The sequence below is a fragment of the Desulfallas sp. Bu1-1 genome (genome assembly GCF_015594625.1).
Lineage (GTDB): Bacteria > Bacillota > Desulfotomaculia > Desulfotomaculales > Desulfallaceae > JADNRQ01.
This window is the reverse complement of sequence record NZ_JADNRQ010000037.1, coordinates 1-13,717: the sequence shown is the minus strand read 5'-3', so window position 1 is coordinate 13,717 and position 13,717 is coordinate 1. Positions and strand designations below refer to the sequence as shown.

The window sequence follows — 13,717 nt, the reverse complement described above, 5'->3', positions numbered from 1 at the left end:
TTTAAAATGTTTTTAAAAAGGTCTATTTGTCATGCGCTTTTTTAGGCTCTTGCTTACTATGCTTGCTTATCATTACAAGTCTCCCTATATATTACATTTGGGATTTATTGTTTATCGAATACACTCATGGTTATCATGTTGATTTAAATGCAAAATTACCACAGTGGCAGGCATCGTATGGTTTTTCGGAGAGAACGGGGCTCTGGATGCCGTACTTAGCTCGTCGTAGCCCCGGAACTGGCCTTGAAAGGGTGTGGAGTATTTCCCCGGCAATGTCTATAATTGCTTTGCACTGCCGGCTACCCTGTGATACGAAAATCTTTGAATTGCTGTTCCGTTGCTTCGTCGATCACTTCGACGTTCGTAACGCTCGCGCCGGGCGAACCCTGGTGACACCAGGAGATTATCTTGTCCAGCACATCGTCCGGCCCTTCAAACACGGCTTCCACCCTGCCGTCGGGCAGGTTTCGCACCCAGCCTTTCACTCCAAGTCTTTCCGCCTCTCGCCTGGTGTATTCCCGGAAGTATACTCCCTGCACCCGGCCCGAGATAAATACGTGCTTCCTGGCCAATTTTTCCTACCCCCAAGGGATAAATAATTATTGGATAAATCCTTTGATAAAGAATATATCATAGTTTTAGTGCGTTTTTCCACCTTGCACTTGGTAATATAAATTATCCATATCCGGTAACTATATGGAATCCGCCTTCCCCGGCTCAACCTACCCCCAGTACTTTCTTTCCATTCCCCGGTACTGGACCGCTTCAGCAACATGTTCCACCTGGATGTCATCGCTCCCCGCCAGGTCGGCTAGCGTGCGCGCCACTTTGATAATCTTGTTGTGGGCGCGGGCGCTCAGGTTCAACTGGTCGAATGCCGAGCGCAGCAGCTTCGTCGCCTCTTTGGTCAAACGGCAGAATTTCTTGATCTGGGCGGGTGACATTTCAGCGTTGCACATTTCCCGGCCAAAGCGGGCGGTTTGTATATTTCTGGCTTCTTGTACCCGCCGGCGAATGGATTCCGAATCCTCGCCCGGCGGGCTTTGTTCCAGGTCCTGAAAAGTGAGGCGCGGCACGTCGATCTGCAGGTCAAACCTATCCAATAGCGGGCCGGAAAGGCGATGTAAATATCTTTGCACCTGCAGGGGGGAACACGAACATTCCCGCTCCGGGTCACCCAAAAAGCCGCACGGACAGGGATTCATCGAAGCCACCAGCATGATCGAGGCGGGAAAGGTTACCGATGAATGAACCCTGGAAACGGTGATGGTGCGGTCTTCCAGGGGCTGGCGCAGCGCCTCCAGGGCGTCGCGTTTAAACTCGGCGATCTCGTCGAGGAAAAGGACACCCTTGTGCGCCAGGCTGATTTCACCGGGCCTGGGGAATTTACCACCACCCACCAGGGCGGAAGTGGACACGTTGTGATGCGGCGCTCTGAAAGGCCGCTCGGTGACCAGCGGCCGGCCGGGGGGCAGCAGGCCCGCCAGGCTGTACAGTTTGGTAATATCCAGCGCCTCAACACGGGTCAATTCGGGCAGTATTCCGGGCAGGCGGCGGGCCAGCATGGTTTTGCCCGATCCCGGGGGACCCACCATCAACACGTTATGTCCGCCGGCGGCGGCAACCTCCAGTCCGCGTTTGGCGGCAATTTGACCCCGCACTTCCGACATATCCGCGGACTGTTTATTGTTCCCCCACAGCGCAGCCGCGTCCACAAAATGAGGTAATATGGATTCCTCTCCCTGCAGGTGCCGGATCAACTGTACCAGGCGGCGGGCCGGGTATACCTCGATATTTTGTACCAGTGCCGCTTCGTCCGCGTTTTCCGCCGGCACCACCACCCGGTGATAGCCGTCCAGCGGCAGCGTCGACACCCGGGGCAGCACGCCGCTAATGCCCCGGATGGACCCGTCCAAGGAAAGCTCGCCTAAAAAAATATACCCCTGTAAGATTACGGGGTCGATTTGCCCGGTGGATGCCAGTATGCCAAGGGATATGGGCAGGTCGTAGACCGGGCCTTCCTTCTTCAAGTCCGCCGGGGCCAGGTTGACGGTAACCCGCCTGGGCGGAAACTCGTACCCGGCGTTTTTCAGGGCCGCGCGTACCCGGTCCTTGGCCTCCCGCACGGCGGGGTCCGGTAATCCAACAATGTCGAAACCGGGCAACCCGTTGGATGCGTCTACCTCCACCCGCACGATATAGCCGTCAAGACCGTTTAAGGCCAGGCTTCTGACAATGGTTAACATTTATCAACCCCTCCGACATTTCTTTTCGCGGGGCCAGTAAAATTTTCCTGCCTTAAAATGGTTGTTTGAAAAATATTAAACATTTACCATCTCGGACAGGTAATTGAGCTTCAATGTTGAATTGTCAAATAGAATAATTGGTGCCAACACTCAAGCGTATTTGATTACGGGCTTTTTGGTGGGCGGCTATCGGGGGCACTGTTTTCCAGCCGGCTTATCATACCCGGTTTCCGGGAAGCCCATGTCAATCATAATAGAAGATAAAACATAGAAGATAAAGCGATGCCGGGAGGGTACACAACATGATCCTGGGATTTGGCAAAAACAAAAAAACCGTGAAGGAACTGCGCAAAAACCAGGGGCTTACCGCCAAAGAACTGGCCGAAATGTTGAAAGTCGATACAATTGATATTTTAAAGATTGACGATTTGCAACTGGGTGATGTGCCCGAGCCATTGCGAACAAAAATTGCACCGGTGTTAACGGGGAAGTATATGGATAAAATTCCCTGGTAAAACGATCTAACTTTCCGGTGTGTCATAACCGGAGGGCTGGAACCGGCCTGCCGCTTGCCCGGTAGTTTTGTCAAAAAATGAGGTTTTACGAGCCTTGCTAATGAAAAATTCGCTATATGGAAGGAATATGCATAGATATGTAGAAATGGATAATATTGTCACCGGGTTCAGGCATAACGAGCCCGGTGATTTTGTTTAGTCCGGGTTTACAGGTGTTTGATCTTCGATTATTACTTTATGTGTTTTTTGAAGCAGTATCATTGGATGGATGGTTAACCGGGCCAAACAAAATAACCTTGGGATAAAAGTCGCAAGGTGTTTGTGGTTGGTCTTGTAATTTTATCGTTTTTTAACAATATGAGGTGTTGTAGGGTGAATAAAGTATTGGTGCAATTGGATCAGCTGGTCCGGAACCAGGGGCGAAAGGCCTGGCTGGTAGGCGGCTTTGTGCGTGATTTACTGCTGGGGCGGCCCAGCCAGGACGTGGATGTGGTGGTGTCCGGCTCTGGGATGGAGTTGGCCCGGGAACTGGCCGAACTCACCGGTAGCACTTTTGTGCCCCTGGATTCCAAGAACGATGTCTGCCGGGTGGTATTCAAAACAGGGTTCCGGATGGTGCAACTTGATATTACCGGCCTGGGGGAAGTGAGCTTACTCGCCGACTTGCACCGGCGTGATTTCACCATTAATGCCATGGCTCTGCCTCTGGGCGTGTATCTAGCCTGTGCGCCGGGTGTATCGAAGCAGGGTGTGGCTGAAACAAATACCAATGTGGTGGATTGCCCGGTCGGTGCTACTGTGTTTGCGGGAACCGGTCTTGCACCCGATATGCTTGTCGACCCCCTGGGCGGCTTGGCTGATTTGCGTAGTGGCATTATTCGCGCCTGCAGCCCTCGTTCTATAGCCGGCGATCCCCTGCGTGCGCTGCGGGCGGCCCGTTTTGCCGGCCAGTTTGGCTGGCGTATCGAGGCGGATACGGTGCGCTTCATCCGGGGCGCCTCCCTGGACACCGTGGCTTGGGAACGGGTGCAGGAGGAGCTGGTACACATACTGATGCTGCCCTGTGCACACGAAGTGATACAAATGCTGGATGTTGAACTGGGCATTTTGGAACAGCTCTTTCCGGAAATCCTCCCCATGCGGCAAACGGAGCAAAACGGCCATCACGTGGATAATGTGTGGGTGCACTGTTTAAAGACACTGCAGTGTTGCGAGGTGTTACTGGCTTCTTTCTCTACTGATGAAACCATCGTTTCCGGTGGTTTGTTTGCACCGGTGGCTGGCGGCAGGCGCTGTACTGAAAAAAATAATGGCTTTTACGGTGAATACCCGGATGGAAATCAAAGGGACGCCGGTACCGGCCGTCCCGGTTCGTTTTCGGAAGGTCCGGCTTTTTATGGAATGGCCGGGGAACCGCCTTTCCCGACCCCGGGCGTGTCCACCCTGCCCCCGGCGGCGGCCGGGCCGCTAGCCGTTTACCTCAATTCTCCCATCACCCGGGCCCGCAGCCGGCTGCCGGTGCTGAAACTGGCCTGCCTGTTCCACGACGTGGGAAAGCCGGCCACCCGCGCTGTGGCGGTGGACGGCCGCTTTACTTTTTACGGCCACCACACAGCGGGTGCCCCGCTGGCCGCTGCCATCGCCCGGCGCCTGCGCCTGTCCCGGTGGGAGGAGGACTTGCTGGCCACCCTGGTGCGCGGGCACATGGACCCGCTCTTTTTGTATAAATCCCGCCCGGTGAGCGGCCGCGCGGCCTACCGTTTTTTCCGCCGGTTAGGGGAAGATGTGCCCGGCTGCCTGCTCTTGAGCATGGCCGATATATCCTCCAGCCGGCTGGCCGCCGGGGCGGCGCGTGAAGCGGCGGCGTACCGGGATTTCATTGCCGGCATGCTGGAGCGTTATTTTAAAGACCCGGCGGTTTCCGGCCGCTCTCGCCCGTTGATGAGCGGCCGGGAAATATGCCGCCTGCTGAATATCCAGCCGTCACCCCTGGTGGGCCGGTTGCTGGAGGAACTGGCCGCCGCCCGAGCGGCAGGCGAAGTGCGCACCCGCCGGGAAGCGGTGGAGTGGGTGAAGAAAAGGCATCTACGGGAGACGCGATAAAGGTGCAACTGTATTACGGGGGTGAGTACCGTCTTGTCTGTGGGGGAAAAATTCAGCGCCGGCGTCTGGAAATTTTAAAGGTACTGGACGTTCAACTGGGAGGACGGGGTGCTTATGCGGAACTGCACAAAAGCTGGTCTAAGGAGGAGCTATGCAAGAAAGTACGGGTTACGGGGTGGGGGTGTGATTTAGGGTTGAAAAAAACACTTGTTACTTTTATTGGTACCAATGATTACAAAGAAACTATTTATCAGAATAGTGAGATCAGCATAAAAACAAAATATTTTCCGGTTGTGGCCGCCCTTTTTGCTTTTCCGGAGCGGATACTGGTGGCCCAGACACCGGAAGCAAGTGCAAAGCACTGGGAGTCCCTGCGCGGGGAACTGCTTGAGCGTGGATTGCCGGAGCCGGAGGAATTGCCCATCTTTAGTGGAGAAACAACGGCCGAATTGTGGGAAATATTCAGGAGAATCGTAGCGGCGGTGGAAAAAGGGGATGAAGTTGTTTTTGACATTACTCATGCCTTTCGTACCATTCCGCTGATCTCTTTCCTCAGTGTGGCCTACTTGAAGTTTGTCCGGGGAATTGACATCACCGGTTTATATTACGGTGCCTATGAGGCGCGGGATATAGAAAAAAACATCAGCCCGGTATTCGATCTGACTGGTTTTTGCGAACTGCTGGACTGGATTGTGGGAGTCAACGCCTTCGTCAAGTACGGTGGGGCACAGGAATTGGGCACCTTGCTGCAACGGGCACAAAAGGTAAAAAAATTGTCCGGTGATACGGGTCCTTGTGAATTGAACAATTTCGGTCAGTTAATCAGCGACATCTCCGATGCCCTGTTGACCGTGCGTCCTTTTGAAGTGCTGGAAAAAACCGCAAAGCTGGAAAAATACCGGGCCGGTACGGGATCAAGGCACCAGCTGGAAAACGATATTAAAAACTGGGCGCCTCCGTTCGGCATGCTACTGGATCAGTTGTTAAACGACTTTCTTCCCTTTTCAGGGGATGGGGATCATATAAAGGAATCCAACCTGTACAGGCAGCTGGACATGATCCGCTGGTACGTTAAACGGCAGTATATTCCCCAGGCGCTTTCATTGATGCGTGAACTGGTGGTCAGTGAGCAATTGCGCCGAGAGGGTGGACTTGCGGGAGGGCTAAAAATTAAAGTACGGGAAGAAGTTTCGGGCAGGCTGAATAGTCGATACAGGAAAGGAGATAAGACTGCTTTAGGCCGGCTTTGGAGTAGATTACCTGATTTGCGTAATGATGTAGATCACGCCGGTTGGCGTGAGGGTTCCCGGTCGGCGAAAACCATTCTGAGACAAACAAAAGAATGCCTGGAAATACTGGAGGAATACCTGAGGTATCCAGCCAAGGGACCCCTGGATGAGGAAAATATGGAAAGTGAAAACCTACAATCTCATTCGGAAAACCGGGAACTGAAAGTGTTGATCAGCGCCCTGGGCATGTCTCCGGGACTGCTCTACACGGCCATTAAAAAGGTTGAGCCGGGTTTCTTGCTGGTACTCACTTCGCAGGAAGCCGCCACCTCCCTGGAAGAGATACTGGTTCAAGCCGGCTACACAGGCAGATATGACGTAATAATCGTCGCCGACCCCCACACCGGTTTTGACCGGGTGCCGGAAATGCTGGCGGAAGTAAAACAATGTCTCACCGGACTGCCCCGGCATCACCTGTATATCAACCTGACCGGCGGCACCACCTGCCTGCAGTATATCATTTCCCATGTGGGCAAGGTGCTTCCGGATACATGCACGGCGGTGACCACGGTGGCCATGATCGATCGCCGTCCGGCGGCCGAGCAGAGGGCGAACCCGTATGTGCCGGGGGAGATGGTGGTGGTGGAAGGGGTGGAGAGTTGAAATGGCAAGTAATGCGGGAGGTGAATCAGATGAGGCGTGAACTGGTGGCGACATATAAGTTGACCACACCCCTGTTCATGGCCGGCGCGGATCAAACAAATGCCGAACTGCGCGCACCTTCGATTAAGGGCGCCCTGCGCTTCTGGTACCGGGCCGTAGCCCTGTCCCGCCCGGGCGGCTGGCAGGAGGTGAAGGAAGAAGAATGGGAGATATTTGGCAGTTCCAAAACCGGGCAGGGACAGTTTTTGATTACGGTGGACGGGAATGGGTTGCCCAAACCGGAAACTTTTGATTTTAAGCGTGATCGGGCGGGAATCGTTTATCTCGGCTATGGTTTGAAAGATGCCGCAAGAAAATACTTTAAGCATGGCCCGGATATTACAGTGAGGCTGCTTTTCAAGCCGGATTCCGGTGAAACGGTGATCGAGCCGGTCAAGAAGGCGCTGATTGCCCTCGGCCTGTTCGGCGGGCTCGGCGCCCGTGCGCGGAACGGCCTGGGCTCGGTGGCGATAACTTCCCTGCGGCTCGACGGTGTCGAAGAATGGAAATGCCCGCAGGATGAAAAAGAGCTGCAAGAAAAAATAGGCGAGTTTATAAAAAGCCTTGCACCCCTGCCGGTAGAATTGCCCGCATACACCGCCTTTAGCGCGCAAAGCCGCATCGTTGTCGCCGAAACGGGCCGCGATCCGGTTAAATTGCTGGATGGCATCGGCAGGACAATGATGGCATACAGGCGCGATATCAAAGACGATTCCGCCCTGATTAGAAAATTTTTGAACCACGGTGACAAATCCGCGCACCCGCGCCGGGTGGCTTTCGGCCTGCCGCACAATTACTTTTTTAAGTCCGACAAAGCCAAGGTTGATGTTAAAGCTGTCCGAAAGGAGCGCCGGGCCGGTCCCCTGTTTATCCATGTCCATGCCCTGGCCGGCGAGCGGTACGCGGTTGTGCTCACTTTGCTGCCGGCGGTATTTCTGCCCGGGGATGAAGAAATAAAATTATCCGGGTCCGGCAGGGATAAAACTGTACCCTGCCGGGTGGATTACGGGGTTATTGAACAGTTTATGCAGGAATTTTCCAACCGGTTGGAGGTGATTCCTTGAGCACATTGCATTTCACCCTGGGGCCGGTGCAGGGTTTTGTGGCCCGGGCCCGGCGCACCCGGGACCTGTACGCCGGTTCATTTCTGCTTTCCTACCTGGCCGGGCGGGCCATGTACGCCGTTATCCGGGCTAAAGGGGAGATTATTTTCCCGGCCGTTTACGATGGAAACAAACAAATCAGCGATCCCCTTTTAAAGGCTATAATGACCGTGGCCGAAGGGAAAGGGACAGTTGAGCCCGTTCCGGTGATTGGCACGCTGCCCAACCGCTTCAAGGCGGATGTTCCGGATGGTTTTGATCCGGACTGCTGCTTTCTGGCTGTGCGTGAAGCCTGGCGGCACATCGCCGGTGTGGTGTGGGAGAAATTTGTCGGCGAAGTGGCCGGGCAGGGCAAAGGGGTCAGGGAGATCTGGGATCGGCAGGTGGATGGCTTCTGGGAAATCAACTGGGCCGTCGGCGGGGAAAATAATCTGCTTGACCGGCGCAAAAACTGGCGCAGCCACGTTCCGACCGTGGAAGCGGGGGACAAGTGTACGGTCATGGGCAGCCTGCAGGAACTTTCCGGCTTTACCTGCGCCCGTGAGCGGGAAGGGCAGGACGCCTTCTGGTGGAAGCTGGGGCAAAACCTGCCTGGTCTGGAACTGCGGGATGATGAACGGCTGTGCGCGGTTTCCCTGATCAAGCGGTTGTACCCGCTGGCGGCCGAAGAGGCCATCGGCTGGGCACTGCCCCGGCATTACCCTTCCACTTCCTACATGGCCGCGGTGCACTGGATCGCCCGCACCATTGAACAAAAACCGGACTGGGCGGAAAAATTCGCCGAGCAGGCCAAAAGGTGCGGTTCCGGGGCCGGAAAAATGAACCGGGAGTACAGTGCAAGCATCAAATGCATCGCGGAAGCGGTGGATAAGCAACCCCGGGCGGCCGACCTGGCCAGACTGGACGGCAATTGTTTCTATGACAGTACTCTGGAAAATGACCGGTTGTGGCAGGAAAACATCGCCGGCTGCCGGAAGGAACTGCGCGAATTACTGAAAGAGTGCAAAGAAAAGCCAGCTCCTTTTTACGCCCTGCTGCTCATGGACGGTGACGAACTGGGGGCCCTATTGCGGGATAATGACGGTGTGCAGGTCAGCCGCTCGCTGGCCGAATTCAGCCTCCAGGTCAAGGACATTGTGGAAGCACATAACGGGATCACCGTCTACGCCGGCGGCGACGATGTGCTGGCCCTGCTGCCCCTGGAGGACGCCCTGGCGGCGGCGGTGGCTCTGCGGCGGACTTACAAAAATGCCTTTAAAAAGGCCGGTATGGAAAAAGCCACCATTTCCGGGGCGATCATTTACGCCCACCATCACGCCCCGCTCAAGTCCGTGCTGGCAGAGCTGCACGACCTGCTGGACAAAGTGGCCAAAGACAAAACCGGCCGCGACAGCCTGGCCGTGTGCGTCTGGAAAGGGGCCGGCCCGGTACTCACCTGGTCCGCGCCCTGGGATGTGCTGCTGGAGGAACCGGATCGTCCGGAACGGGGCGCCGCGCGTGACGGAGGGCGGTCAAATTTGATTGACCAACTGGTTGACGCTTTCGCCGCCGAAGACGGGAAAGCCGGGGAATACAACAGTTCCTTTTTCTACAACATCCGGTCCCGCTTTGACATTCTGGCGGAGGATGAGGAAAAAGACAATAGCCGGGTCTCTTTCCGGTCGTTTGCCGGCGGGGAAAATGCATTGCTGAAAAAAGATGAAGATATCGTTGCCCTGCTGACCGCGGAATATTTGAAAAGCAGGGAGCGGGAGAAAGACGGGGTGTCCGTTGACACGGTCAAAGAGCGCATGCGGCGCCTGGTGCGCCTGTGCCGCCGTTCCTGGCGGAAAAACGGCAAGTTGCATGCAGCGGAAGGCCCGCTGACCGTGGACGGCGCTCTGCTGGTGCGCTTTCTGGCCACAAAGGGGGTGCGTGAATAGAGATGGATTTCAACGACAGGCTCTGGGTGTTCAAGGCCCTGGACACCTTTTTCTTCCGCGACGGCTCACCCTATAACGCCGGGGAGAGTGGGCAGACCGGCGCGCGGAGCGTGTTTCCGCCGTTTATGAGCACATTGCAGGGTGCCGTGCGCATCGTGCTGGCCGCGAAAAGGGGCTGGACGCCCGAACGGCCGGAAAAATGGCCGGCGGAGCTGGGCACACCCGACGATCTGGGACGGGTTGAACTGCGCGGGCCCTACCTGCTCAAAGGGGGAAAGTTTTTATTCCCCATGCCGCTGCACATCCTGCATAAAGAAGATCCTGCCGGCGGGGAAGGAACTTATACCCGCCTGCAGCCGGGTGAAGCGGTGGAATGCGACCTGGGCCGGGTGCGTCTTCCCGTACCGCGAAACAGCCTGCCCGGAGCGAAACCACTGGAAAACGCCTGGCTGGATGAAGAAGGAATGAGTACCGTATTGAATGGCGGGCTGCCCGCCGAGGGACAGGTTCACTTGAGCGATGAACTGTGGCGGGAAGAAAACCGGGTGGGCATTGAGCGGGACAGAAACAAACGCACCGCTGCGGATAAAAAATTGTACTCCTGTGTGCATGTGAGGCCGCAAAACGATCTCGGGCTGGCCGTGCTGGTCGGCGGCGTCCCGGAGGACTGGCATCCCGGTGATGTCCGGGTTGTGCGCCTGGGCGGCGAGGGCCGCCCGGCCCGGGTGGAGGTGAGCCGGCAGATGGTGAAGTTGCCCTCCCCTCCGGAACTAAAACCGGTAGATGGTGTGGTTCGCTTCACAGTGACCCTGATTACCCCCGGCCGGTACGCGGACACGGAAAAGGTGATCAAACACGGCCCGCCCGGCATCCCTGGGGAATGCGTCAGCGCCTGTATCGGAAAATTGCAGACGGCGGGCGGCTGGGACTCGGAGAATCGCTGCCCCCGCCCGGCCGAACCGGTCATTCCGGCCGGGAGCACCTGGTTCTTGGAAGCGAAAGAAAGCGCCCTGGAAGAAATCAAGTCCCTGCACGGCAAAACCGCCGGTGCCGCCTGGGGATACGGGCAAATGGTACTGGGTAGATGGGAGGAATGAACAAATGAAATCCGTTATTTTGGGTTTGCTGGCGGAAACTGGTTTGCACCCGGGAACGGAACAAAGCGCCGGGGTGATCGACCTGCCCGTGGCCCGGGAGGCGGCCGGCGGGTACCCGGTGATTGCCGGCTCGAGTTTGAAAGGGGCCTTAAGGGATCTGGCGGAACAAAAATGGGATCGGGAAGATCCCCGGATTAAAAAGATATTTGGAAAACAGGATAACGCCGGGGCGGTGGCCGTGACCGACGCGCGGTTACTGCTTTTGCCGGTGCGTTCCTTGACCGGCCACTATAAATGGGTGACCTGCCCGTACCTGCTGGAACGCTACCAGCGCGACCGGGAACTGGCCGGCCTGCCTTGCGATTTTAAGATACCTGGTGTGAAGAAAGAACAAGCTGTAATCCACGCTGACGGCGGGAATGGTGAGCGGGATCCGCTTTTCCTGGAAGAGCTGGTCTTCAATGTGGAATTGCAGGACCTGTCCGGTTTAATCGATAGCGTTGCCGGGTTGATCAGGCATCAATCGGTGCAAAACCGGCTGGCTGGGCAACTGGCGGTGATCAGCGACGACGATTTCGCCTATTTCGCCCGGTACGGCCTGCAGGTGAACGCCCGCAATGTTTTGGACAACGAGACCAAGACCAGCAAAAACCTGTGGTATGAAGAAACCATCCCGCCGGACAGCCTGTTTTACGCCCTGCTCATTCCCCGGCCGGGGGCGAGCGATGCGCTGGCGGAACTGCGGCAGTTGTTTGCCGAACGGTCCTACCTGCAGGTGGGGGGCAATGAAACAGTCGGACAGGGCTGGTGCGCCGTGACCTGGCTGGACGGGAAGGATGGTAGGCGATGAGCAGGACACTGGAGCAGAAACGGGCCGCCCATGCTCTGGAAAAGGTTAGGCAGATAGAAAATTTAAACGAAGATGAACAGAAAAAATACTCTTCCTACGTCAAAAGCCTGCCGGGCGCCATTTTGATGAACGGGCTGGGACAGGCTGCCGCCGGCCTTTTGGCCCGGGCCAAGGGTAATAATAAGGATATGCACGCCGTGCTGTTCGACCACCTGGAGGAATGGCTCTGCCGGGAGAATGAAAAATCCCCCTACCGGGGAGGGGAAGGCCTGATTGCGGCAATCACCGCCCGGGATCGCAACGCCTACCTGCGTGCCCAGGCGGAAGCGCTGGCCTGGCTGCAGTGGTTGAAAAAATTCGCCGCGGCCTATCTAAAGCAGCCGGAGGGTGGTGAGGATTGATGTTGCCAGATTTCAAGCGACCATTTTACAAGACCGAGCATGAAATACCGGAAAACCTGCCCGCCGGCGGCCACTCGGGGCTGTGGTACGATAAATTCGGCTCGCAGTGGAAACGGAATAAAAAAGACGGCAGTCCGGTCTTTGAGAAATTGGAATGGATTAAAACTGTGACCAAACAAAACGCGGGCCGGGCGGAATTGATCGCCGAAATGAAGGAGCGCCTGAGCCGGCTGGCCGTCGCCCGGGGCGGTAAGGTGTGCTTTTTTAAAACCGGCGGTCGCTTTGTCACCGGCCTGGGCCGGGAACACCCGGTGGAAAACGGCTTTACCTGGCATTTCCTGCTCGGGACGCCCTTTTTGTCCGGTTCTTCCGTCAAAGGCCTGGTGCGGGCCTGGGCCGAAAACTGGCTGCGGGAAAAACCGGAGCGGATTGATCGTGTCTTTGGTCCCCACAACAATAAAGGGAGAAACGCGGGCAGCGTCATCTTTTTCGACGCCCTGCCGGTCGAACCGGTCAAATTGGAGGCGGAAGTGATGACCCCGCATTATATGGATTATTACCAGGGCAAGGAGCCGCCCGCCGACTGGCACAGCCCCAATCCCATCCCCTTTTTGACCGTGGCCGGCGGCCAGACCTTCGTTTTCGCCCTCGCCCCCCGGCGGCCGGAAAATGAGGGTGATCGGGCAGATATGGAACTGGCGGCCGGGTGGCTGGAAGAGGCTCTGCTCACCACGGGCGCCGGGGCCAAAACGGCGGCCGGTTACGGGCGTTTCATCCGTGCCCACAAGGAAGAGAATGCCTGGAAACAAGCCCGGGAGCAGGCCATTCGGCAGGAGGAGGAACAAAAGCGTGCCGCCGCTTTAGCCGCCATGAGCCCCGTACAAAGGGAAATGGAAGCAGATGGTTACAGTGCGGATGAGAACAACTTCATGCAGCAAATGTCTAAAAAATGGCTTGCCCGCATGGAGTCTCCGGATGTCGATCCGGATACGCGCTGCGAAATTGCCCGGTTGCTGGCTGAGTGGTACATGAAAAATAAAGTCGATCAGTGGAAAAAGCCGAATAAGAAAAACCGGGAAAAGATCGACAGAATAAATAAAGTTTTGCGGTCACTGAAACCAATGGTAGATTGAAGTCCGGTGACATTGGGCCGATTGCTGTAGAAATATTCAAATTTGTTAAAGAAAATGCATATTGTGGAAGGAAAATGTATGGTTATGTAGAATTGGATAATATTATCACCGGGTGCAGGCATAATGAGCCCGGTGATTTTTTTAGTCTGGATTTATTTGTGTGTGGTTTGCACTTTAAATAATTGCTTTATGTGGTTTTAAAAAAAATTTTTCCGACCTGTTATTTAATAGTGACATGTATTTGTCTTGATGCCTTGTTAGTATAGAAATACATAAAATTTTTAGTATATAGGAGGTATGTAGCAGCTGCTAACAAGCCAACAAATATTGACAAAACATAACAAAATAACTACCATAAATTCATGGAACTTTTAACCATCAGTAAAGCGGCAAAAAAGTTGGGCGTCCACCCCAAT

At 55.6% G+C, this 13,717-nt stretch carries 11 protein-coding genes; 9 read left to right on the top strand and 2 right to left on the bottom strand.

Annotation, left to right across the window (positions count from 1 at the left end):
- Positions 1-299: 299 nt before the first annotated feature.
- Both IT084_RS17220 and IT084_RS17215 read right to left on the bottom strand, forming a co-directional pair.
- Entirely contained in the window at positions 300-572 is a 273-nt protein-coding gene (locus IT084_RS17220; RefSeq protein WP_195714118.1) for an acylphosphatase, read from the bottom strand.
- A 150-nt stretch (positions 573-722) separates the two neighbouring features.
- A complete protein-coding gene (locus tag IT084_RS17215) occupies positions 723-2,246 on the bottom strand; it encodes a YifB family Mg chelatase-like AAA ATPase (protein WP_195714117.1) in 1,524 nt (507 codons plus the stop codon).
- Between the two features lie 302 nt (positions 2,247-2,548).
- On the opposite strand from IT084_RS17215, the gene IT084_RS17210 reads away from it, so the two are divergent.
- The 9 genes from IT084_RS17210 to cmr6 all read left to right on the top strand — a co-directional run bounded on the left by IT084_RS17210 (position 2,549) and on the right by cmr6 (position 13,301).
- Positions 2,549-2,761 (top strand): transcriptional regulator, encoded by a 213-nt coding sequence (locus tag IT084_RS17210; RefSeq protein WP_195714116.1) that lies wholly within the window; start codon positions 2,549-2,551, stop codon positions 2,759-2,761.
- A 372-nt stretch (positions 2,762-3,133) separates the two neighbouring features.
- A complete protein-coding gene (locus tag IT084_RS17205; protein ID WP_195714115.1) occupies positions 3,134-4,864 on the top strand; it encodes an HDIG domain-containing metalloprotein in 1,731 nt (576 codons plus the stop codon).
- A complete protein-coding gene (gene csx2, locus IT084_RS17200; protein WP_195714114.1) occupies positions 4,828-6,756 on the top strand; it encodes a TIGR02221 family CRISPR-associated protein in 1,929 nt (642 codons plus the stop codon). The genes IT084_RS17205 and csx2 overlap by 37 nt, the downstream gene beginning before the upstream one ends.
- The gene (cmr1, locus tag IT084_RS17195) at positions 6,753-7,859 is read left to right on the top strand and encodes a type III-B CRISPR module RAMP protein Cmr1 (RefSeq protein WP_195714113.1); all 1,107 of its coding nucleotides are present in this window, start codon (positions 6,753-6,755) and stop codon (positions 7,857-7,859) included. The genes csx2 and cmr1 overlap by 4 nt, the downstream gene beginning before the upstream one ends.
- A complete protein-coding gene (gene cas10, locus IT084_RS17190; protein WP_207744661.1) occupies positions 7,856-9,820 on the top strand; it encodes a type III-B CRISPR-associated protein Cas10/Cmr2 in 1,965 nt (654 codons plus the stop codon). The genes cmr1 and cas10 overlap by 4 nt, the downstream gene beginning before the upstream one ends.
- Positions 9,821-9,822: 2 nt before the next feature.
- The gene (locus IT084_RS17185) at positions 9,823-10,917 is read left to right on the top strand and encodes a type III-B CRISPR module-associated Cmr3 family protein (protein WP_195714112.1); all 1,095 of its coding nucleotides are present in this window, start codon (positions 9,823-9,825) and stop codon (positions 10,915-10,917) included.
- 4 nt (positions 10,918-10,921) lie between these two features.
- Positions 10,922-11,767, top strand: coding sequence for a type III-B CRISPR module RAMP protein Cmr4 (gene cmr4 / locus IT084_RS17180; protein ID WP_195714111.1), 846 nt, complete (start codon positions 10,922-10,924; stop codon positions 11,765-11,767).
- Positions 11,764-12,168, top strand: a complete 405-nt coding sequence (cmr5, locus tag IT084_RS17175) for a type III-B CRISPR module-associated protein Cmr5 (RefSeq protein ID WP_195714110.1) — start codon at positions 11,764-11,766, stop codon at positions 12,166-12,168. Before cmr4 ends, cmr5 begins: the two co-directional genes overlap by 4 nt.
- Positions 12,168-13,301, top strand: coding sequence for a type III-B CRISPR module RAMP protein Cmr6 (cmr6, locus tag IT084_RS17170; protein ID WP_243277049.1), 1,134 nt, complete (start codon positions 12,168-12,170; stop codon positions 13,299-13,301). Before cmr5 ends, cmr6 begins: the two co-directional genes overlap by 1 nt.
- Positions 13,302-13,717: the final 416 nt, after the last annotated feature.